The sequence below is a fragment of the Halopseudomonas sp. genome (assembly GCF_038130085.1).
GTDB lineage: Bacteria > Pseudomonadota > Gammaproteobacteria > Pseudomonadales > Pseudomonadaceae > Halopseudomonas.
On sequence record NZ_JAYPMU010000008.1, the window covers coordinates 22,995 to 44,944 of the forward strand.

General features: G+C 60.8%; 24 protein-coding genes. 15 read left to right on the plus strand and 9 right to left on the minus strand.

Going from position 1 to position 21,950, the window contains the following annotated elements; genetic code table 11:
* Positions 1 to 5: 5 nt before the first annotated feature.
* The 9 genes from AAFM31_RS07920 (at position 6) to AAFM31_RS07960 (ending at position 5,994) form a co-directional block, all read left to right on the plus strand.
* On the plus strand, positions 6 to 527 hold the full coding sequence (locus AAFM31_RS07920) for an HAD family hydrolase (protein ID WP_341707376.1): 522 nt from the start codon (positions 6 to 8) through the stop codon (positions 525 to 527).
* Complete coding sequence (gene lptC / locus AAFM31_RS07925) at positions 524 to 1,099, plus strand: LPS export ABC transporter periplasmic protein LptC (RefSeq protein ID WP_341707377.1); 576 nt, start codon at positions 524 to 526, stop codon at positions 1,097 to 1,099. Before AAFM31_RS07920 ends, lptC begins: the two co-directional genes overlap by 4 nt.
* 46 nt (positions 1,100 to 1,145) lie before the next feature.
* Complete coding sequence (lptA, locus tag AAFM31_RS07930; RefSeq protein WP_341707378.1) at positions 1,146 to 1,640, plus strand: lipopolysaccharide transport periplasmic protein LptA; 495 nt, start codon at positions 1,146 to 1,148, stop codon at positions 1,638 to 1,640.
* Positions 1,637 to 2,362 carry an LPS export ABC transporter ATP-binding protein gene (lptB, locus tag AAFM31_RS07935; protein ID WP_088273240.1) on the plus strand — a complete coding sequence of 242 codons (726 nt, stop codon included), beginning with the start codon at positions 1,637 to 1,639 and terminating at the stop codon, positions 2,360 to 2,362. The genes lptA and lptB overlap by 4 nt, the downstream gene beginning before the upstream one ends.
* 93 nt (positions 2,363 to 2,455) lie before the next feature.
* Entirely contained in the window at positions 2,456 to 3,952 is a 1,497-nt protein-coding gene (locus AAFM31_RS07940) for an RNA polymerase factor sigma-54 (protein WP_341707379.1), read from the plus strand.
* A gap of 125 nt (positions 3,953 to 4,077) precedes the next feature.
* Positions 4,078 to 4,386, plus strand: coding sequence for a ribosome hibernation-promoting factor, HPF/YfiA family (hpf, locus tag AAFM31_RS07945; RefSeq protein WP_341707380.1), 309 nt, complete (start codon positions 4,078 to 4,080; stop codon positions 4,384 to 4,386).
* Positions 4,387 to 4,407: 21 nt separating this feature from the next.
* Entirely contained in the window at positions 4,408 to 4,866 is a 459-nt protein-coding gene (gene ptsN / locus AAFM31_RS07950; RefSeq protein ID WP_341707381.1) for a PTS IIA-like nitrogen regulatory protein PtsN, read from the plus strand.
* Between the two features lies 1 nt (position 4,867).
* On the plus strand, positions 4,868 to 5,722 hold the full coding sequence (rapZ, locus tag AAFM31_RS07955; RefSeq protein ID WP_341707382.1) for an RNase adapter RapZ: 855 nt from the start codon (positions 4,868 to 4,870) through the stop codon (positions 5,720 to 5,722).
* Complete coding sequence (locus tag AAFM31_RS07960) at positions 5,722 to 5,994, plus strand: HPr family phosphocarrier protein (RefSeq protein ID WP_341707383.1); 273 nt, start codon at positions 5,722 to 5,724, stop codon at positions 5,992 to 5,994. The genes rapZ and AAFM31_RS07960 overlap by 1 nt, the downstream gene beginning before the upstream one ends.
* A gap of 45 nt (positions 5,995 to 6,039) precedes the next feature.
* On the opposite strand, the gene pmbA is transcribed toward AAFM31_RS07960, so the two are convergent.
* Positions 6,040 to 7,395, minus strand: coding sequence for a metalloprotease PmbA (gene pmbA, locus AAFM31_RS07965; protein ID WP_341707384.1), 1,356 nt, complete (start codon positions 7,393 to 7,395; stop codon positions 6,040 to 6,042).
* A gap of 137 nt (positions 7,396 to 7,532) precedes the next feature.
* On the opposite strand from pmbA, the gene yjgA reads away from it, so the two are divergent.
* From yjgA to egtB, 3 genes are all read left to right on the plus strand, one after another.
* Positions 7,533 to 8,063, plus strand: a complete 531-nt coding sequence (gene yjgA / locus AAFM31_RS07970) for a ribosome biogenesis factor YjgA (protein ID WP_341707385.1) — start codon at positions 7,533 to 7,535, stop codon at positions 8,061 to 8,063.
* Between the two features lie 108 nt (positions 8,064 to 8,171).
* Positions 8,172 to 9,152: an L-histidine N(alpha)-methyltransferase gene (egtD, locus tag AAFM31_RS07975; protein ID WP_341707386.1), complete on the plus strand. Its 981-nt coding sequence runs from the start codon at positions 8,172 to 8,174 to the stop codon at positions 9,150 to 9,152.
* Entirely contained in the window at positions 9,149 to 10,369 is a 1,221-nt protein-coding gene (gene egtB / locus AAFM31_RS07980; RefSeq protein ID WP_341707387.1) for an ergothioneine biosynthesis protein EgtB, read from the plus strand. Before egtD ends, egtB begins: the two co-directional genes overlap by 4 nt.
* A gap of 56 nt (positions 10,370 to 10,425) precedes the next feature.
* On the opposite strand, the gene AAFM31_RS07985 is transcribed toward egtB, so the two are convergent.
* From AAFM31_RS07985 to bioB, 8 genes are all read right to left on the minus strand, one after another.
* Positions 10,426 to 12,231 (minus strand): phenylacyl-CoA dehydrogenase, encoded by a 1,806-nt coding sequence (locus AAFM31_RS07985; RefSeq protein WP_321350756.1) that lies wholly within the window; start codon positions 12,229 to 12,231, stop codon positions 10,426 to 10,428.
* Between the two features lie 182 nt (positions 12,232 to 12,413).
* A complete protein-coding gene (locus AAFM31_RS07990; protein WP_341707388.1) occupies positions 12,414 to 13,151 on the minus strand; it encodes a putative metalloprotease CJM1_0395 family protein in 738 nt (245 codons plus the stop codon).
* Between the two features lie 33 nt (positions 13,152 to 13,184).
* Positions 13,185 to 13,493: a hypothetical protein gene (locus tag AAFM31_RS07995; RefSeq protein ID WP_341707389.1), complete on the minus strand. Its 309-nt coding sequence runs from the start codon at positions 13,491 to 13,493 to the stop codon at positions 13,185 to 13,187.
* Positions 13,494 to 13,567: 74 nt separating this feature from the next.
* Positions 13,568 to 14,248, minus strand: coding sequence for a dethiobiotin synthase (gene bioD / locus AAFM31_RS08000; protein WP_341707390.1), 681 nt, complete (start codon positions 14,246 to 14,248; stop codon positions 13,568 to 13,570).
* A 10-nt stretch (positions 14,249 to 14,258) separates the two neighbouring features.
* Positions 14,259 to 15,053, minus strand: a complete 795-nt coding sequence (gene bioC, locus AAFM31_RS08005) for a malonyl-ACP O-methyltransferase BioC (protein ID WP_341707391.1) — start codon at positions 15,051 to 15,053, stop codon at positions 14,259 to 14,261.
* Positions 15,050 to 15,760: an alpha/beta fold hydrolase gene (locus tag AAFM31_RS08010; RefSeq protein WP_341707392.1), complete on the minus strand. Its 711-nt coding sequence runs from the start codon at positions 15,758 to 15,760 to the stop codon at positions 15,050 to 15,052. The genes bioC and AAFM31_RS08010 overlap by 4 nt, the downstream gene beginning before the upstream one ends.
* Positions 15,753 to 16,919: an 8-amino-7-oxononanoate synthase gene (bioF, locus tag AAFM31_RS08015; RefSeq protein WP_341707393.1), complete on the minus strand. Its 1,167-nt coding sequence runs from the start codon at positions 16,917 to 16,919 to the stop codon at positions 15,753 to 15,755. Before bioF ends, AAFM31_RS08010 begins: the two co-directional genes overlap by 8 nt.
* A gap of 94 nt (positions 16,920 to 17,013) precedes the next feature.
* Positions 17,014 to 18,063: a biotin synthase BioB gene (gene bioB, locus AAFM31_RS08020; protein WP_341707394.1), complete on the minus strand. Its 1,050-nt coding sequence runs from the start codon at positions 18,061 to 18,063 to the stop codon at positions 17,014 to 17,016.
* Between the two features lie 88 nt (positions 18,064 to 18,151).
* Between bioB and AAFM31_RS08025 the strand changes: the two genes are divergently transcribed.
* The 3 genes from AAFM31_RS08025 to AAFM31_RS08035 all read left to right on the plus strand — a co-directional run bounded on the left by AAFM31_RS08025 (position 18,152) and on the right by AAFM31_RS08035 (position 21,823).
* Positions 18,152 to 18,871 (plus strand): ComF family protein, encoded by a 720-nt coding sequence (locus tag AAFM31_RS08025; RefSeq protein WP_341707395.1) that lies wholly within the window; start codon positions 18,152 to 18,154, stop codon positions 18,869 to 18,871.
* Positions 18,872 to 18,955: 84 nt separating this feature from the next.
* The gene (locus AAFM31_RS08030; protein WP_341707396.1) at positions 18,956 to 19,933 is read left to right on the plus strand and encodes a serine/threonine protein kinase; all 978 of its coding nucleotides are present in this window, start codon (positions 18,956 to 18,958) and stop codon (positions 19,931 to 19,933) included.
* Between the two features lie 87 nt (positions 19,934 to 20,020).
* Positions 20,021 to 21,823: an acyl-CoA dehydrogenase gene (locus AAFM31_RS08035; protein WP_341707397.1), complete on the plus strand. Its 1,803-nt coding sequence runs from the start codon at positions 20,021 to 20,023 to the stop codon at positions 21,821 to 21,823.
* The last annotated feature ends 127 nt before the right edge of the window (positions 21,824 to 21,950 follow it).

Below are 21,950 nucleotides of genomic sequence, written 5' to 3' on the forward strand. Positions count from 1 at the left end.
TGAACATGGAAAAGCTGATCGAACGCGCCAAAGCCATTCGCCTCGCCATCTTCGACGTTGACGGCGTACTGACCGATGGCCGCCTGTACTTCATGCCTGACGGCACCGAATTCAAATCTTTCAACACGCTGGACGGGCACGGCATCAAGATGCTGATTGCTTCCGGCGTCGAGGTCGCCATCATCAGCGGGCGTAAATCCCCGCTGGTGGAGCGCCGCGCAGCAAATCTCGGCATCAAGCACCTGATTCAAGGCCGCGAAGACAAGCTCACCGCGCTGGCGGAATTGCGTGAAATCGTGCCGGTCGAGATGCATGAGATTGCGTTTCTTGGCGACGATTTACCCGACCTGCCAGTGATTCGCCGAGTCGGCCTCGGCATGGCCGTCGTCAGCGCTGACGGCTTCGTTCGCGAACACGCCCACGGCATCACCAGTGCACGTGGTGGCGCCGGTGCCGCTCGGGAGTTCTGCGAACTGATCATGCGCGCTCAGGGCACCCTCGATAAGGCACAGGCGGCATACTTGTGAATATCACCTTGCCGCGCTACCTCGTCGTTGGCCTACTGCTTATTGCAGGGGCCGCGCTGGCGCTGGCAGTGGGCTACTGGAACATCAATCCGTCGAGCTTCAAATCAGGCAACCTGCAGCAAACCGCGGACCGACCTGACTTCTACATCGAAAATGCCCGCATCCAGATGCTCGATGAGCAGGGCAAAATTGCTTACCAGCTGACGACCAGCCATGCGGTGCACCAAATCGACGACGGCAGTACGCACCTGGAAGATCCGGAGCTCCTGTTTTACCGTGGCGAAGACCCAACGCCGTGGCTGCTCAAGTCAAGACAGGGCGTCGTCACCCAGCGCGGCGATCGCGTCGACCTGACGACAGACGTTCTGCTCAAGCAGAACAGCGCCGACGCCCGCCAGCTGACAACATCGGCATTGACACTGTTTCCCGGTCGCGACTACGCCGAGACCGACCAACCGGTTAAAATCGAAGCCGCTCGCAGTGTGACTACTGCAGAGGGCATGCAACTCTTTCTCAACGACGGCCGCCTGACGCTGCTGTCCACCGTACGAGGCCAATATGAGGTGCGTTAAATCCCTCCTTGCCCTAACGCTGGCACTCTGCCCGCTGAGCCACGTTGTGGCACTGCCCAGTGACAGCAGTCAACCCATCCGCATTCAAGCCAATGGCGCGACGCTGGACGACAAGCGCAACACCGCCGTCTACACCGGCAACGTGGTCATCACCCAAGGCAGCCTGCGCCTTACCGGCTCCCGCGTCACGCTGACCACCAACGCCAATGGCGAACTGAATACCATGGTGACCCAGGGCGGCCCAGCCACCTATCAGCAAACCCCTGAAGCCAACAAGCCACCGGTCAAGGCCCGCGCTGAGACAATCGAGTATCACGCTGATCGCGAGACCATTGTGCTGATCAAGAACGCGTTCCTTGAGCAGTCCGGCAATACCTTTCAGGGCGAACATGTCAGCTACGATATCCAGCGTCAGGTGGTTGATGCCGGCAATAGCAGCAGCGGTGCCAGCAACAGCAACGGCGGCGGACGTATCGAGATTGTCATCCAGCCGCGCAGCCGCAGCACTGAGACACCCAGCGAAGAGCCGTCCGCACCATGACCACACTGCAAGCCCGGCACCTCGCAAAGGCCTACAAGTCGCGCAAGGTTGTGCGAGATGTGTCCGTATCGATTGACAGCGGACAAGTCGTCGGCCTGCTCGGGCCCAACGGTGCGGGCAAGACCACCTGCTTCTACATGATTGTAGGCCTGGTCAAAGCCGACGAAGGCCAGGTCACCGTCAACGGCAAAGACGTCACCCGCCTGCCCATGCACGGTCGAGCTCGCGAAGGTATCGGCTACCTCCCACAAGAGGCGTCGATCTTCCGCAAGCTGACGGTCGCCGAAAACATCATGGCGATTCTGGAAACGCGAAAAGATCTGAACCGTCAGGCGCGCGAGGGTAAGCTCGAATCGCTGCTGCGTGAATTTCATATTCACCATCTCAGCGACAGCCTCGGCATGAGCCTGTCCGGTGGTGAACGACGTCGGGCCGAGATTGCCCGGGCCCTGGCCACCGACCCCAGCTTCATTCTGCTGGACGAACCTTTTGCCGGGGTAGACCCCATCTCTGTGAACGATATCAAGCAGATCATCCAGCATTTGAAGGACAAGGGTATCGGCGTACTGATCACCGACCACAACGTCCGCGAAACCCTGGATATCTGCGACAAGGCCTACATTGTCAACGACGGCCACATCATCGCCGAAGGTGACGCAGAGACCGTACTGGCCGACCAGACAGTAAAAGATGTGTACCTCGGTCATGCCTTCCGGCTATAAAAGCACCCGCAACTCAGGCATGCTAGCGGGGAACGAGTCCGGCCCCCGTCCGGCACAGGGTTTGACCAAGCGCACAAGGTAATACGCGACACAATGAAACCATCGCTCGTCCTCAAGATGGGGCAGCAGCTGACGATGACACCGCAGCTGCAGCAAGCCATCAGACTGCTTCAGCTATCCAGCCTTGACCTCCAGCAGGAGGTGCAAGAAGCACTGGAAGCCAATCCGATGCTGGAAATGGCAGACGACGGCGACGACGACTTTGGCAGCAGTGCGCAGGATAGCGGCGATGACGACGCACCTGCAGTCACGATGCCCGAACCCGTTTCCCTCGACTCCATTGAGCAGCACGGCCAGAACGACCAAGACGGCAACTGGAACGAGCAGATCCCTAACGAGTTGCCCGTCGATACCCAGTGGGAAGACGTCTATCAGACATCGGCCAGCTCCCTTCCCAGCCAAGACGACGAGGATTGGGACTACACCTCACGTACCGGCACTGGCGAAACGCTGCAAAGCCATCTGGAGTGGCAGCTGAACCTGCTGCCAATGTCTGAAACCGACTATCAGATCGCCACCGCCCTGATCGATGGCATCAATGCCGATGGTTATCTCGAAGAATCGCTGGAAGACATCCTTTCCTCCCTGCCGGCCGAGCTGGAAGTAGAACTCGACGAGGTGGAGATGGTGCTGCACCGCATCCAGCAATTCGAGCCGGTTGGTGTTGCAGCACGCGACCTGCGCGAGTGCTTGCTGCTGCAGATCCGCCAACTACCCGAAAACACCCCGATGCTGGAGCAGGCGACCCGTGTGGTTCGTGACCATCTGGAACTGCTCGGCAGCCGCGACTTCACCCAGTTGATGCGCCGCAGCAAGCTGAAGGAAGACCAGCTTCGCGACGTCGTTGCGCTGATTCAGACGCTCAACCCCCGTCCGGGATCCGAGATCGCCTCGGGCGAACCGGAATATGTCATCCCGGACGTGATCGTCCGTCGCGACGCCAACCGCTGGCTGGTAGAGCTGAACCAGGAAGCGGTTCCGAAGGTTCGCGTCAACGGCCACTACGCCTCAATGGTTCGCCGTGCCGACTCCAGTGACGACAACACCTACCTGCGCAACAACCTGCAAGAGGCGCGCTGGTTCATCAAGAGTCTGCAGAGTCGTAATGAGACCCTGATGAAGGTCGCCACCCAGATCGTCGAACACCAGCGCGGCTTCCTTGAGCACGGCGAAGAGGCGATGAAGCCGCTGGTGCTGCATGACATCGCCGAAGCGGTCGGCATGCACGAGTCGACTATTTCGCGGGTTACTACCCAGAAATACATGCACACGCCGCGCGGCATTTTCGAGCTCAAATACTTTTTTTCCAGCCATGTTGGCACCACCGAAGGCGGAGAATTCTCGTCTACCGCCATCCGCGCGCTAATCAAAAAGCTGGTCGCAGCAGAAAACCCAAAGAAACCATTGAGCGATAGCAAGATCGCTGGTTTACTTGAAGAACAGGGCATCGAAGTAGCCCGACGGACCATCGCAAAGTACCGCGAGTCGCTCAACATCGCGCCATCGAGCGAACGCAAGAGACTGGTCTAGTACCTGCCGAAACACCCCGAGCCAGGGCTGTTGAGCGCAGAAGATCCAGTTCAGGGATCAAGCAAGTGGCAATACCGGGTGACAGGTCGTCACCCAGCAACAACAAGCCAATCAGGAGACGCCGTATGCAACTGAACATTAGCGGTCACCAACTCGATATCACCGACGCACTGCGCGACTACGTCACCGAAAAAATGTCCCGCCTGGAGCGGCATTTCGACAAGATCACCAACGTCCAGGTCACCCTGGAGGTCGAGAAACTCCGACAGAAGGCCGAAGCCACCCTGCACATCGCCGGTGGTGAAGTGGTCGCCCTGGCAGAACACTCAGATATGTATGCCGCCATTGACCTGCTGACCGACAAGCTCGATCGCCAACTGATCAAGCACAAGGAAAAGCACATCGACCGTCAGCAAGGCGCGCACGACCGATAAACGGACGCTCACTGCATCAACATGCAAATAGATCACATCCTGACCCCTGAACGCACTTTCGCTGGCGTTCAGGGCGGATCCAAAAAACGTGTGCTGGAGCTGATCGGCAAACTGGTTGCCCAGCACACCAACCTGGATCCCGACGCCATCTACGAAAACCTGATCGCCCGCGAACGTCTGGGCTCCACTGGTTTCGGTAACGGCATCGCTATTCCCCACTGTCGTCTGGAAGACTGTCATCAGGCCATCGGAGCTCTGTTGCAACTGGACGGCAAAATCGATTTCGACGCGCTCGATGGTCAACCGGTCGACCTGATTTTTGTACTTCTGGTCCCCCAGGAAGCCACCGAACAACACCTGCAGATTCTCAAGATGCTGGCCGGCAAGCTGGACAACGCCGAGCTGAGAGACGCGCTGCGCGCAGCACCCGACGCGGATGCCCTCTACCGCGTCATGGTCGGCGCCGGCGACGGGGGCTGACATGCGCCTGATTGTCGTCAGCGGCCGCTCCGGTTCAGGCAAAAGTACCGCTCTGCACCTGCTCGAAGACAATGGTTTTTACTGCATCGACAATCTACCCGCTGGCTTGCTGCCTGAGCTGGCCCGTCAGGCACGACAAAACGACTTCAGCCTGCCGGAAGTCGCCATCAGCATTGATGCCCGCAACCTGCCGAATGACCTTGCACGCTTTCCGGAGTTGCTGCGTGACGTGCGCAACGCAGGCGTAACGTGCGACGTACTGTTTCTCGCCTCACGGAACGAGGTACTGATCAAACGGTTCTCCGAGACCCGCCGCAAGCATCCGCTGACCGACGGCAACCTGTCACTCGGGGAAGCGCTGGATCGCGAAGCGCAACTGCTCCAGCCGATTATCGACCTGGCTACCCTTAAGGTCGATACCAGCCACCTGAATCTCTACCAGCTCCGCGACCATCTCAAGCAACGCCTGCTCGGCACCAAGGGCAGTCAGCCGTCCGTATTGATCCAGTCCTTCGGTTTCAAGCGCGGCTTGCCGGTTGATGCTGATCTGGTATTCGACGTGCGGTGCCTGCCCAATCCTTACTGGCTGCCGGATCTACGCGCATTCTCGGGGAGAGATGCCCCTGTCAGCGACTATCTCGGTAAGCAGCCGGAAGTGGAAGAGATGTACCAGGATATCTGCCACTACCTGAAGAAGTGGCTGCCGCGTTACGCCGCCAGCGAGCGCAGCTATATGACTATCGCGATCGGCTGCACCGGCGGCCACCATCGCTCGGTCTACATCGCCGAGCGCCTGGTGCAGGAACTGAGCCCCAACACACCCAACTTGCTGATACGCCACCGCGACCTGCCCTGATGCCAAGCTCACGTATTCTCATCATCAACAAGCTCGGCCTGCATGCCCGTGCCGCGGCCAAATTCGTTGGTATCGCCAACCAATATGGCTGCAAGGTTTCTGTGGGACACGACGAAAACGATCAGGTTGACGGCAAAAGCATCATGCAGGTGATGATGCTTGCCGCGGGAAAAGGCACGGAAATTTGTGTCAGCTGTGAAGGCGAACAAGCAGACGAGGCGCTGCAAGCCCTGCTGGACTTGATCAATGACTACTTCGGCGAGGGCGAGTAGCGCAGCCGTACAACTTGCTAACGGCTGCGCCTGCGAAGCCAGGTATCAGGCACCACCCACAGTCATGCCATCGATCAACCAACTGCCGGTCAGATAGTTCCCGCGGCGCTCCAGGTCACTACCAACGCAACGCAGATTGGCGTACATGTCTTTCAAGTTACCGGCGATAGTGATCTCGCTGACCGGATACTGAATCTCACCGTTCTCGACCCAGAAGCCACCTGCTCCGCGAGAGTAGTCGCCAGTGACCCCATTCACACCCTGCCCCATCAGCTCAGTCACCAGCAGGCCGGTGCCCATTTCCTTGAGCAGCGCATCCAGATCTCCCGCGTTACTGGTGACCTGCAGGTTATGCACCCCGCCCGCGTTAGCGGTACTGGGCAAATTGAGTTTGCGCCCCGAATAGGTGCTCAACAGCCAACTAACCAGCTCGCCCTCTGCAATAAACGACTGCTCACGCGTTTGCAGGCCATCTCCGTCGAACGCCGAGCTACCAAGCCCCTGTTTCAGGTAAGGCGCCTCGCGCATGGTCATCCAGCTCGGGAATATTGGCTGGCCCAACGCGTCGAGCAGAAACGTCGACTGACGATACACCGCGCCACCAGAGATCGCGCCGAACAGATGACCGACCAGGCCCGCGGCCTGATCCGCCGCAAACAGCACTGGCACCTTGGCGGTCTTGACCGTGCGAGGATTAAGCCGCGACAGCGTGCGCTCACCAGCCTTGCGCCCAACGGCCTGCTCACTTGGCAAGCGCTCTGGCACACGATCAACCGCATACCAGTAATCCCGCTGCATGCCCTGCTCTGACGAGACAATCATGACCGCGGCGCTGCTATGCCGGCTGCTCAGCGCGCTGCCAATAAAGCCGTGACTGTTGCCGTAGACTCGGCACCCCTGTTGGCTGCTGATCTGCGCACTATCAGACACCAACCTGCTATCAACGGCCAATGCTGCTCGCTCTAACTCCAGAGCGCGGTCAATCGCCTGCTCCGCAGACAGTTCCCAAGGATGAAAGAGATCAAGGTCCGGCAACTCGGTGGCCATCAGCGCAGCGTCGGCCAACCCCGAGCACGGATCCTCAGACGCATGCCGAGCAATCGCCAGCGCCGTTTCGACTGCGCGCTGGATAGCCGCATCAGAGGTATCAGAGGTACTGACTGAGCCTTTGCGCTGCCCGGCATACAGGGTGATGGCAAAGCCCTGATCACGGTTGAACTCGACCGTCTCGACTTCACCACTGCGCACACTGACCGACAGGCCGGTACTCTGGCTGACAGCAACCTCGCTGGCGGTCGCCCCCTGACGACGCGCCTCGTCGACAATAAAGGCGACGCGCTGTTCTAGCGCGCGCTGCAGGACTTCAGGGTTCTCGGCTACGCTAATGGTATTCGCGCTCATATCACCTCCAGATCAAGCAGCCATTGTAGCGAGGTTGAGCAACCGGAAACCACCATGGATTGGCCGCAGCCGGCGCTAAACAGGTATCATTGCCGCCCCGGCCAACGCTGGCGCGACCATCTCCAGACAGGATCACCATGACCGAGTTTCACGACGACGAATCCCTCGAACCCGTTGATGAGGGCAAGAGCAAAACCCAGATCAAACGGGAGATGGACGCCCTGCAGGAAATGGGCAAACGCCTGCTGGCGCTTAAACCCGACCAACTGGCCAAGCTCGAGCTGACCGACAAGTTGCGCCTGGCACTCGCCGAGGCCAGTCGTCACACCGCTCGCGGCGCACTGAAACGCCATATGAGCTATGTCGGCAAGCTGATGCGCGATCAGGACATTGAGCAGATTCAGACCTATCTGGACCTGTTCGACAGCAGCAGCGCCGCTCACAACCAGCACTTCCACCAGATCGAGCGCTGGCGCGACCGTCTGCTGACAGGTCGGGCGGACGAACTCGAACTGTTCATGCTTGCCTATCCCGACGCGGATCGCCAGCACCTGCGCCAACTGGTTCGTCAGGCGGCCAGGGAAGTAGAGCAGAACAAACCGCCAGCCGCCGCACGCAAGCTGTTCAAGGCGATTCGCGTGCTGGCCGACGACGCCAAGGGGCTCTGAAGCCGGCCGGTACTCGGTCACAGCTCTGGGGCCTACAGGTCGGTGGCCTTGGCGCTACGCGCAACCCACTGCTAGGTTTTAACTTTAACCTGCAGAGGATAATGCCACGTGAGCCTTGCCCTTGATCTGCCCAGACTCGAGACTACCCTGCGCCTTCCCGCTCAGGATGAGCGCCAGCAACTTCTGCAGGGTCTGCTGCAGCCAGCCGCACGCATCGACTCAAAATACTTCTACGATGACCGCGGCTGTGAGCTGTTCACCGATATTTGCCGCCTCGACGAGTACTACCCCACGCGGACCGAGGCGCAGATTTTCTCGGAAAACCGCGAGGCCATCGCCGCACATCTACCATCTAACCCGCAGTGGATAGATCTGGGATGCGGCGACTGCAGCAAAACCCTGAAATGGCTGAGCGCAGTCGATCCGGCGCGCGTGATCGGTGTCGACATCGCCGGCGAGTTTCTGCACAACTCACTCTCCGCCGTCGCACGGCGACATCCTCAACTGGAGTGTGTCGGCGTGGTCAGTGACTTCACTCAGCACCTCGAACTACAGGAACTGCTGGCAGAACGCCCCGGCAACCCTCCGGTGTTTTTCTACCCCGGGTCATCCATCGGCAATTTCGAACCTCGCGCCGCCATGCGCTTTCTAAAACGTATTAGAGCCCATTGCTCGGCGCACGGACGGCTGTTGATCGGTGCCGATCTGCTCAAACCTCGCGAGATCCTCGAAGCGGCCTACGCTGATGCCAGCGGCGTTACCGCAGCGTTCAACCTCAACATCCTCAACGTCGTGAACCGGGAACTGGACGCTGACTTCCAGCCGGAACTCTTCCGACACTGCGCGCGCTTTGACGAAGCACACCGCCGCATAGAAATGCGGCTGGTCGCCCGCGAGCGACATAGCGTTCGACTGGCGCGCCACACCCGCCGCCACTTCGATGCAGGGGAACACATCCTGACCGAGTACTCCCACAAATACAGTCTGGAAGAATTCAGCGCCCTGCTCGCCGCCAGTGGCCTGCGCTGCAGTCATTACTGGACCGACCCGCAAGCGTGGTTTGGCGTGTTTTTGGCGGAACCCGCATGAATCGGCCGGCCAACCAATCGGCTGCCGTCAGCCTTGAACTGGACTACGCTCGGGTTCGCGCTCACTCCCTAGAGCTAATACGCGGACTCAGCCCCGAGGACTGCCAGCTGCAGTCCATGGCCGATGCAAGCCCGCTGAAATGGCACCTGGCCCATACCACCTGGTTCTTTGAAACCTTTGTTTTGGCAGCATTGCCAGACCCTCCGCCAGTCGTTAATCCGGCCTACCGGGTTCTATTCAACTCGTACTACGTGGGCATTGGCGAACGCCACCTGCGCGCCGAACGCGGCTTGCTATCGCGGCCGACGCTGGAAGAGGTTCTCTACTACCGCAAGCATGTTGATCAGCAGATGCAGCAAGCGATGGCCAACACCCGGCAACGCGATTCCCTGGCGGCGCTGGTCACCCTCGGACTGCAGCATGAACAGCAGCACCAGGAGCTGATGCTGACCGACCTGAAGCATCACTTTTCCTGCAACCCGCTACTGCCAGCTTGGCGAGATAGCGCACCTGAGCAGCGCTCTGCCGCTGGCGTTACCCAGCCTTATCCTTACCGGAAGTTGGCAGGCGGACTGTGCGAGATCGGCACGTCCGACGACCAGTTCAGTTATGACAACGAGGGGCCCTCGCACCGCGTGTGGCTGGAGCCCTTCCTGCTCGGCGAGCGCAACGTCAGTAACGGCGACTTTATGGCCTTTATCGCCGATGGCGGTTATCAGCGGCCAGAACTGTGGTTGTCAGACGGCTGGGACTGGGTAAATCAGCAGCAAGCGCTAGCGCCCCTGTACTGGCAACAGACAGCAGATCAACAGTGGTATGCCTTCACCCTGGCAGGCCGGCAAAGGCTAAACCTCGACGCACCTGCCTGCCATATCAACCTCTACGAAGCGGATGCCTACGCACGCTGGGCGGAAGCACGACTGCCAACCGAAGCCGAGTGGGAACATGCAGCACGGACCGCACCCGACCTTGCTGGTCTCTTTGACCAGGTCTGGCAATGGACCAACAGCGCCTACCTGCCCTACCCCGGGTACCAACCGGCGGCAGGTACCGTCGGCGAGTACAACGGCAAATTCATGATCAACCAAATGGTGCTTCGCGGCAGTTCCTGCGCCACCCCAGCGGGCCACAGCAGACCCTCCTACCGCAACTTCTTTCCGCCCGCAGCGCAGTGGCAATTCAGCGGACTGCGCCTGGCACGTAATCCCCGACCATAAAAAAGGCCGCCCCGGTACCGGGGCGGCCTTCGTTCAAGCAACAACGCTATGCTGGATCAGTAGCCCAGAGCGAAGTTGTCAGCGTCCATTTCCATCAGGTTATCAGCACCGGACAGGATCGCCTCAACGTGAGTGCGAACACGTGGCAGGATGCGCTGATAGTAGAAACGGGCGGTCTGCAGCTTGGCCTTGTAGAAGCCCTCTTCCGCAGTGCCAGCGGCCAGCTTCTCGGCAGCAAGACGTGCCATGTCAGCCCAGAAGTACGCCAGGCAGGCGTAGCCGCTGTACATCAGATAATCGACGGATGCGGCGCCGACCATTTCACGGTCTTTCATCGCGGCCATGCCGATCTTCATGGTCAGCTCGCCCCACTCTTTGTTCAGCGCAGCCAGCGGCGCGACGAACTCAGCGATGGCTTCGTTGCCTTCGTTGTTCTGGCAGAACTTGTGGACGATCTTGGTGAAGCCTTTCAGCGCTTCGCCCTGAGTCATCAGGACCTTGCGACCCAGCAGGTCGAGGGCCTGAATACCGGTAGTACCTTCGTACAGCATGGAGATACGAGCATCGCGAACGTTCTGCTCCATGCCCCACTCAGCGATAAAGCCGTGGCCACCGTAGATCTGTACGCCGTGGTTGGCTGCTTCAAAACCGACTTCGGTCATGAACGCCTTGGCGATCGGTGTCAGGAAAGCCAGCATGGCGTCTGCCTGCTTCTTCTGCTCCGCGTCCTGGCTGTTCTTCAGAATGTCGACCTGCTTGGCAGTGAAGTACACCATGGCGCGATTGCCTTCGGTAAATGCCTTCATGGTCAACAGCATACGGCGCACGTCCGGGTGAACGATGATCGGATCAGCCGGCTTCTCAGGCGCCTTGTTGCCAGTCAGCGAACGCATTTGCAGGCGCTCGCGGGCGTACTGGATGCCACCCTGGAAGGCGATCTCGCTGTGGGCCAGACCCTGCAGGGCGGTACCCAGACGCGCAGTGTTCATGAAGGTGAACATCGCATTCAGGCCCTTGTTCGGCTCACCGATCAGGTAGCCAGTGGCACCGTCGAAGTTCATCACGCAGGTCGCGTTGCCGTGGATACCCATCTTATGCTCGAGCGAACCACAGGTGACGCCATTGCGCTCACCCTTTTCACCATCGGCATTGACCAGGAACTTGGGCACGATGAACAGGGAGATACCCTTGGTGCCGGCAGGTGCATCGGGCAGGCGGGCGAGGACGATATGGATAATGTTCTCCGACATGTCATGCTCGCCGGAGGAAATGAAGATCTTGGTACCGGACACCTTGTAGGTGCCGTCGGCTTGCGGCTCGGCCTTGGTACGCAGCATACCCAGGTCAGTGCCACAGTGCGGCTCGGTCAGGCACATGGTGCCGGTCCACTCGCCGGAGACCAGCTTGGGCAAGTAAGTATGCTTCTGCTCGTCGGTGCCGTGGGCGTCCAGGGTGTTCATGCAACCATGCGACAGGCCCGGATACATGCCCCAGGACCAGTTGGCCTGACCAACCATCTCGCTAATTGCCAGACCCAGCGACTCAGGCAGGCCTTGACCGCCATGATCAACGTTGTGGGCCAGGCTCGGCCAGCCGCCTTCAACGTACTGCTGATAGGCTTCCTTGAAACCGGTCGGGGTCGTTACACCTTCCGGGCTCCAGGTGCAGCCTTCGGTGTCACCAACGCGGTTCAGCGGGGCAATCACCTGCTCACAGAACTTGGCACCCTCTTCCAGAATGGCGTTAACCATATCCGGAGTGGCGTCTTCGCAGCCGGGCAGGCTCTGATAGTGCTCTTCATAACCCAGGAGTTCATCGCGGACGAAACGAATGTCACGCAGGGGAGCCTTGTAATCGGGCATGGTACTGGACCTCAAGTATTGATCAGTATGCACGGGCAGCCGAGGCTGCGGTTTTGAGCTGATTGGCAGCTCGAATTCAAACAGACGTTTGAAACATACGTTTACGCCCAGGCATTGTCAACCCCCGCATGAATGCCGTGGTATCAACAAAAATGAGTATAGAAATTCGGATTTAGGGAGAATCAGGCTTCGGTGCGCAACGCAGATTGCGAGCTGCCAGCCGCAACGTTGCGGTACACGGAAAGGTCAGCGCTGGACGCAGTCGCTGACGTACCAGCATCCGCGTCCTCGTCGTCCGCCTCACTCCGACTATCCCGGTCCGCCTTGCCGACGGGTTCCTCAGAAGCAGAAGCCAGCTCGGCCCGAGCCTGAGCGATCAGCTGGGCAGCTTGCGCCGCAACCGAGCGGTCCTGCGAAGACGGCTCGGCGGGAGCCAGTGCAGCGCGACGAACCTGCTCCATCTTGTCGATGGTTGCCTGTGGGTCACCCGCTACCGGAGCGGTATCGATAGGCACTTCACCACCGACCGCGTACATACGCCCATCTGGACCGCGCTCATAGGTATAGGAAACCGAACCCGCGTACTGACCACCCACCGACATGTGCGCCTGTTCGTGCGTGCGAACCTCACGGTCGCGCGCCGCGAGCTCGCGGATTTCGGCTTGCTCTGCCTGCGCCAGCTGCGCCTCAGCCTTACTAAGTTGAGATCGCTTGCTACGCTCTGCCTCTGCCAGATCGGTGTCGGCCGTCGCGTCAGGGGTCGCAGTGCCAACCGCAGACTCGCTCGCTTCATCTACCGGAGCGAAGCGGGTATTGGGATCGTCGGGAGGAACGCTATCGCTGACCGCAATAGAACGCGCGGTCAGCGTGGTGACCGCGGAGGGAATATAAGTGGTTTGACTGCTGCCGACGGGGGTCATGGTGCCGAGACATGCTCGTGAGCCCAACTAGGCTCAGGCAGTGACATCCAGCAAGGTGCCCAGCACTTCGTCGGCGGTATCAATCACCGATGCGCCGGCTTCCGCTTCCTGGCGCCCCTGTTGCAACTCGACCAGGCTGTCTACCAGATTCACCGGGCGAGATGTTTCAACAGGCGTAGAGGCCGCTGCTTGCCCTGTTGCAGGCTGAGCAGGCTGCGCAGTGGTCGCTGCAGGATCGACTGGCAGCGCGGCGCGAGCGATATCGGATGCCGCACCGCTCATGCGGTTTTGGCCCTGACGCACACTGGCGAGGCCAGAGGAAATCAAGTCAAGGGTTGCCATGGCATAGTCTCTGGATGGATAGACACCAACATTCAAGCACAGATAGCGCGATCAGCCCAACACCACTGGTCGTCTCAGACCAGTGGTGAAACATCCAGAAAGCCTGCCACTTCCTCGGCATCCGCGCACGCCAGACGCGGCACAACACCGAGACACGGCGCATCGATCAAATGCCTGAGCGTTGCCAGATTTTCTTCCGGGCGGCTCATATCCGGATCAACATAGTTGGCCACCCAGCCCGCCAGCTGCAGTCCATCAGCAGCAATGGCACGGCAGCTTAGCAGCGCATGATTGATGCAGCCCAAACGCATTCCAACCACCAGCACTACCGGCAGCTTATGAGCAATCGCAAGATCCGAAAGCAGCTCAGTCTCATTGAGGGGCACACACCAGCCGCCCGCGCCCTCCACCAGCGTCAGGTCAGCGCCGCGCGCGAACACCGCCTCGCAGGCACCAGCCAGCCCCTTGGCGGTCAGCGTGACCTGCTCTTCCCGCGCGGCAATGTGCGGAGCAATGGCAGCTTCCAGGGTGACCGGATTGACCAGATCGTAGGCCAGCGGCGGATAGCTTTGGCCCTGAAGCGCCAGCGCATCTTCGTTGCGCAGACCGTCAGGCGTGCGCTCGCAGCCTGCGGCAACCGGTTTAACCCCGGCGGTGGTCAAACCACGCTGACGCGCCGCGCAAAGCAACCCGGCTGCAATGGTGGTTTTACCAATTTCAGTATCGGTACCGGTGACGAAGTAGCGTTTGCTCATGAGGGCTCCTTCAAGCCGTTAGGCCTTTATGCAGAATGATCTGGGCGACCTTATAGGTCGCGGGCAACCCGGCAGGTTCGCGAAATGCTTCATAGGCTGCGGTCAAAGCGCGCAGCCTGGCGCGCCCGGTCAGCCCACCGGGGCGTCCGGAATTGAGATTGTGTGCACCTAGCGCCTTGAGCTCGTGGGTAAGCCCGCTGAGCTGCGGGTAGTGCAGTACATGGGTCTCAACATCGCAATGCCAGTTGGCAAAGCCGGCGCCAGCAAGGATCTGCTGTAACTGAGCCAGCGGCATAAAGCGGTTGACATGGACATAGCCATCGACCGCTTGCCAGGCATCGCGCAGCTCTTGCAGCGTGCCTTCAACCAAGGTGTTGAAGGCAATGCGCCCGCCCGGCTCCAGCACCCGCAGCGACTCACGCAGCGCCTGCGCCAAATCCGGACACCACTGCAACGCCAGACTGGAGAACAGCAACTGATGCGAGGACGAACGCAGCGGCAGCGCTTCGGCGTCTGCTGCAATCCATTGAGACGAATGGGGTCCTTGGGTACGGGCGTAACGCAGCATACCCTCAGCGATATCCAGGCCCAGCACCGGCTGCCTGAAGCGCGCATTCAGCGCGCGGGTGAAGTAACCGGTCCCACAGCCCAAATCGACAATACGTTCTACCTGCAGGTGCTCAGGCAAACGCGCAAGCAGATTGCTGCCGACACTGCGCTGCAGCTCGGCGACCTGATCGTAAGTTGCCGCCGCTCGACTGAAAGAGGCGGCAACGGCTTGCTTGTCGATGGCAGTGTCGGTCATTGCGAATCCAGCCAGTCGGCGATCTCACCCGCCAACCACAGTGGCGCCTCGAGCGGCAGCGCATGACCGCCCTGCGGCAGCACACTCACACGCGCATTATCATTTAGCGCCAGCAGATCCGCTTCGACGGCAGCAGGTACCAGCGCATCGCTGCCACCCAGGCAATGCAGTACCGGCTGCGCACAGCGCTGCAGCGGAATGCGGTTATCGATCACGCCAAGCAACGCCAGTTGATTAAGCCGCTGCAGCGGGTCGGCATCACTCCAGCGCAATTGCTTGCTCATTTCCCGGGGGTTCTCGCCGCCTTGCGTCACCAGCAGCGAAAAGCGTTTAAGAATGCGCTCCGGCTGCTCTCGGGCATCACTTAGAAACGCCTTGAAGGTATCGACCGGCATCGCGTGCGGCCAGCCGTCGCGCACCGCAAAACAGGCATTGCTGGCAATGGTGATAACGCCGCAGAAGCGCTCCGGAAAACGCCGCTGCAGCTGCACCGCCAGCATCCCACCAAGCGACCAGCCGGCCAGCCAACCGGCGGGCAATGCCTCGGCCAACGCAGTCAAATCGGGTTCCAGCGTCGACATTTGCAGCGCCGGCAGTTCCGCCAACTGGATGTTCAGCGCGGGAAGACGCTCCTGCAGCGCTTGCTGCAAGGGCAGCAGGTTGCTGGCGGCCAACGCCCAGCCAGGCAGCAAAGTAAGGTTATTCATCGTTCAGTTCCTTGTGCGCCTGCCCGAGCGCATCGAGTAAGCGGTCAACCTGGTGTTCGGTGTGGGCGGCGCTGAGGGTAACACGCAGTCTGGCGGTGCCCTGCGGTACGGTCGGCGGGCGAATGGCGGTGACCAACAACCCGCGCGCGCGCAGCGCAGCGGACAAGGCCAGCGCACGTTCACTGCGGCCAACCACAATCGGCTGAATCGGCGTTGGGCTGTCCATCAGTTCCAGCCCGAGTGAGCTGACGCCCGCTCGGAAGCGCGCAATCAGCCGCGAAAGATGGTCGCGCCGCCACTGCTCTTCGCGCACCAGCTGCAGGCTGGTCAGCGTTGCATGCGCAACGGCAGGCGGCTGGCTGGTGGTATAGATGTAGGGCCGGGCAAACTGGATCAGGGTTTCGATCAGCTCCTCGCTGCCAGCGACAAAGGCGCCCGCGGTGCCGAACGCCTTGCCCAAGGTGCCGACCAGCACCGGAACCTGCTCGATCGTCAGGCCGAAGTGCTCAACAATGCCGCCCCCCTGCGCGCCCAGACAGCCGAACCCGTGGGCGTCGTCCACCATCATCCAGGCCTGCGCCGCGGTCGCCTCGGCACACAGTGCGGGCAAGTCAGCCAGATCACCGTCCATGCTGAACACACCATCGGTCACCACCAGCGTGTTGCCCTGTGCCTTGCTCAGACGCCCGCGCAGGCTGTCGGCATCGTTGTGCAAATACCGCGAGAAACGCGCGCCGCTAAGCAACCCGGCATCCAGCAGGGACGCATGATTAAGCCGATCTTCAAGCACTGTATCGCCTTGGCCAACCAGTGCAGTAACCGTCCCCATGTTGGCCATGTAGCCGCTGGACAGCAGCAAGGCCCGTGGCCGACCGGTGAACTCGGCCAACGCCTCCTCCAGCGCGTGGTGGGCGCCCGAGTGGCCGGTCACCAGATGCGACGCTCCACCACCTGTGCCCCAGCGCCGCACGCCATCAACGAACACCTCATTGATGCGCGGATCATTGGCAAGACCGAGGTAGTCGTTACTGCAGAAACTGAGCAACCGCTCACCGTCGACCTGCACTTCCACGCCCTGCGGCGTCTGCAGCAGTGGCCGATGGCGATACAGATGCGCAGCGCGACGTTCAGCGAGGCGTGAAGAAAGGTCGAAAGTCATGGGCTCACACGGCTGGCGGGCGAATGCCTGCGATAGCGTTCAGGGCTCAGCGACCCGGTCGAGCAGGTCGCTGCAATGTCGACACCGTAGCCGATCAGCTCGCAGCGGCGTTGGTGAACAGCGCGCTGTCGCGCTGCTCGATCAGAGCCTGTTCAATCGCCGCCTGATGTACTTCGTCCGCGTGTTCCTGACGCTCTTCCGGCTTGATGCCGAGACGGGCGAACAGCTGCATGTCCTTATCCGCCTGCGGGTTGCCGGTGGTCAGCAGCTTCTTACCGTAGAAGATCGAGTTGGCGCCAGCAAAGAACGCCAGTGACTGCATCTGCTCGTTCATCTGCTCGCGGCCGGCAGACAGGCGCACGTGGGACTTGGGCATCATGATGCGAGCTACCGCGAGCATGCGGATGAAATCGAAGGGATCAACATCCTTCTCTTCCGCCAGCGGGGTGCCCTGCACCTTGACCAGCATGTTGATCGGTACGCTCTCCGGGTGCTCCGGCAGGTTGGCCAGCTGGATCAGCAGGCCCGCGCGATCCTTAAGCGACTCGCCCATACCAAGAATGCCGCCCGAGCAGATTTTCATGCCGGAATCGCGCACGTGCGACAAGGTTTCCAGCCGGTCCGCATAGGTACGGGTGGTGATGATGTTGCCGTAGAACTCAGGCGAGGTATCGAGGTTATGGTTGTAGTAGTCCAGCCCTGCTTCTGCCAGCGCCTGAGTTTGCTCCTTGCTCAGCTTGCCCAGGGTCATGCAGGTTTCCAGGCCCAGCGCCTTGACGCCCTCGACCATCTTCAGCACATAGGGCATGTCCTTGGCAGACGGATGCTTCCAGGCCGCGCCCATACAGAAGCGAGTGGAGCCGATGGCCTTGGCATCGGCCGCCGCCTTGAGCACCTTCTCGACCTCCATCAGCTTTTCCTTGTCCAGCCCGGTGTTGTAATGACCGGACTGCGGGCAGTACTTGCAGTCTTCCGGACAGGCGCCGGTCTTGATCGACAGCAGCGTGGAGACCTGCACTCGATTCGGATCGAAATGCTGGCGATGCACGGTCTGTGCGTGGAACAGCAGATCGTTGAACGGCTGATTGAACAGCTCCAGCACTTCTGCCAGAGTCCAGTCGTGGCGGGTCACGGATGCAGTCATGGGGTCTTGTCCCTTCGAATTGGCAGGGGAACCGGGCGGGTTCCAAGTCTGCCGAGCATCATAACGACGGCACGGAGGCTGTCAACCATTGAAAAAATCACAGGTTTACATCTGGATAAAAAACAATCTATTTGCGCAGTGCATACTCTGCCTCGGCAGCAACCCGCACCCGGACACGCAACTGTGCGGCGGCTGCGAGGCTGACCTGCCCTGGCAACAAGCCAGCTGCCAACGCTGCGCCTTGCCATTGCCGCTTCCGGCCGCGCAGTGTGGGCGCTGTCTCAAGGCACCACCATCGTTCAGTCATGCACTGGCGCCGCTACTCTACCGCTTCCCCATTGACAGCCTGATACCCGCGTTCAAATACCACGGCCAGACCGACATTGGTCGGCTATTGGGCCAGTTGCTTGCCGAGGCGGCAGCGGACTGGCTGCTGCAAGACATCGCCCCCTGCCCGGACCTGCTGCTGCCGGTGCCGATGCACCGCAAGCGTCAGGCCCAACGTGGCTATAACCAGGCATACGAGCTGGCTCGCGACGTTGCCAGGCGCACCCGTCTCAGATGTCATCCGGGGCTGCTGGAGCGCACCCGGGCAACTCTGTCGCAACAGGGGCTGGACGCCAAAGCACGAAGGCAGAATCTGCGCGGTGCTTTCAACTGCCCGGAACCTGAGCAACTGCAAGGCAAGCACGTAGCACTGATAGACGACGTCATGACCACTGGCGTGACAGTGAGTGAGGCCAGCCATACCTTGCTCCAGGCCGGCGCCGCATCAGTTCAGGTCTGGTGTGTTGCCCGCACCCCCTGAAACCCGTCTGCAACAAGCGATTCCGCGGCCAACTCCTGCTACCCTGTGCGGTCACAACCACGCGTTTGCCCCGAGTCGACCACCATGTCCAGCCATCCTTTTTCTACCCTCACCCCTGACACCGTGCTGGACGCGGTCGAGTCGCTCGGCTATCTCTCTGATGCGCGCATCCTGACTCTGAACAGCTATGAGAACCGCGTATTTCAGGTCGGCATCGAAGGCGCGGCGCCGCTGATCGCCAAGTTCTACCGACCGGACCGCTGGAGCGACGACGCCATTCTCGAAGAGCACACCTTCAGCCTGGAGCTGGCCGAACGCGAGATCCCGGTGATCGCACCCGAGCAGATCGACGGCCGCACCCTGTTCGAACATGCCGGGTTTCGCTTCAGCCTGTTCCGCCGGTTTGGTGGCCACGCCCCGGAGTTCGACGATCCGGACCACCTGCTGATGCTTGGCCGGCTGATCGGCAGGCTGCATGCGGTCGGCTCCATGCGTCCGTTCGAGCACCGTCCGACCTTGGACTGGCAAAGCTTCGGCGGCGACAGCCTGGAATACCTGCGCAGCGCCAATGTGGTCCCCAAGAGCCTGCAACCCGCCTACTTCTCGGTCGCCGAAGACCTGCTGCAGGTGGTAAAACAGCAACTGCAGGCCAACCCGGCCAAACAGATCCGCCTGCACGGCGACCTGCACGTCGGCAATCTGCTATGGCGCGACGACAGCCTGTATATGGTCGACCTGGACGACTGCCGCATGGGCCCAGCGATGCAGGACCTGTGGATGGTACTGTCCGGCGAACGCGACCAGCGCCAGGCCCAGTTGTCCGAGCTGATTGACGGCTACAACGAGTTTCACGACTTCAACCCAGCCGAATTGGCCTTGATCGAGCCACTGCGCAGCCTGCGGCTGGTGCACTACAGCGCGTGGCTGGCGCGCCGCTGGGAAGACCCGGCCTTCCCCATGCACTTTCCCTGGTTTGCCCAGGAACGGTACTGGGCGGATCAGGTTCTGACCCTGCGTGAGCAACGCGCCGCATTGGACGAGCCTGCGCTTCGTCTGTTCTGATTTGCGATTATCAAGGGCATCAATGGCCGTTCCCTGACGGAAAGCGACTCAATACACTGCCCCGCGATTACTTCTGAGGTGACCGACATGTCCGAACTGCTGATTGACCAACGCAACCTAGCGTTTGAACTCTATGAAGTGCTGGACGCCGAGGCGCTGACCGAGCGCCCACGCTTTGCCGACCACAACCGCGAGACGTTTGACGCGGCCATCGGCACCGCTCGCACCATTGCGGAGAAGCTGTTCGCACCGCACAACCGCAAAAACGACGAGAACGAGCCCAAGTACGTCAACGGCGCGGCCGAGCTGATTCCGGAAGTCAAACCGGCGGTTGATGCATTCCTGGAAGCGGGCTTCCTGAATGCCACCCGCACCTTCGAACAGGGCGGCATGCAGATGCCGAATCTGCTGTCGCAGGCCTGCTTTGCTCATTTCCAGTCCGCCAACGCCGGGACCTCGTCCTACCCAATGCTGACCATGGGCGCCGCCAACCTGATCGAGAGCTTCGGCACCGATGAGCAGAAACAGCGCTACCTGCAGCCAATGATCGAAGGCCGATTCTTCGGCACCATGGCGTTGACCGAGCCGCATGCTGGCTCCTCGCTGTCCGATATTCGCACCAAGGCTGAGCCGGCCGCTGACGGAACCTATCGCCTGAAAGGCAACAAGATCTTCATCTCCGGTGGCGATCACCCGCTGTCCGAGAACATCGTCCACATGGTGCTGGCCAAGCTGCCCGACGCCCCGGCCGGCGTAAAAGGTATCTCGCTGTTCATCGTGCCCAAATTCCTGGTCAACGAAGACGGCTCTCTCGGTGAGCGCAACGACGTGACCCTGGCCGGCCTGTTCCACAAGATGGGCTGGCGCGGCACCACCTCTACCGCGCTGAACTTCGGCGACAAGGACAACTGCGTCGGCTATCTGGTCGGCAAGCCGCACCACGGCCTGTCCTACATGTTCCAGATGATGAACGAAGCGCGCATCGGCGTTGGCATGGGCGCGGTCATGCTCGGCTACGCCGGTTACCTGTACTCGCTAAACTACGCCCGCGAGCGCCCGCAGGGCCGCCTGCCTGACGGCAAGAACCCGAACGCACCGCAGGTCTCGATCATCGAACACGCCGACGTCAAGCGCATGCTGCTCACGCAAAAAGCGTACGTTGAAGGCGCCTTCGACCTGGGTCTGTACGCAGCCCGCCTGTTCGACGACACCGAAACGCTGGAAACCGAAGAGCAGCGTAAGACCGCTCTCGAGCTGCTCGACCTGCTGACCCCGATCGTCAAGGCCTGGCCGTCTGACTACTGCCTCAAGGCCAACGAGCTGGCGATCCAGATTCTCGGCGGCCACGGCTACACCCGTGAGTACCCGGTCGAGCAGTTCTACCGCGATAACCGCCTGAACCCGATCCACGAAGGCACCAACGGCATCCAGTCGCTCGACCTGCTGGCCCGCAAAGTCACCATGAACGGGGGCGCCGCGCTCAAGCAGCTGTCAGGCCTGATTCAGAGCTGCTGCAAGCGCGCCGCCGAGCACAGCGAGCTGAACGATCTGCGCGAGCCGCTGGAGAAGCTGCATGCGCACATCGGCAGCGTCACCATGGCCCTGCTCGGTGACATGGGCCAGGGTAAGGTCAACGAGGCACTGGCCAACTCGGCGCTCTACCTCAAAGCCTTCGGCCACATGGTCATCGGTTGGCGCTGGCTGGAGCAGGCGATCAAGGCCCAGCAGGGGCTGGCTGCCGGCAACGCGGCGGACACCGCGTTCTATCAGGGCAAGTTGCAGGCCGCCCGCTACTTCCTGCGCTGGGAAGTGCCGTCCTGCCACCACGATCTGAACGTGCTGGAGAACCGTGACCTGACCTGCTACGACATGCAGGACGCTTGGTTCTGACCAGCGCGTGACCAACCGGCCGTTCGCGGCATCCCAACAGGCCACCTTCGGGTGGCCTGTTGCGTTCAGGGCCCGGAACCGGACGTTGCAGGAACGGTCAACTTCCCAAGCTGCAACAGGGCGGCTA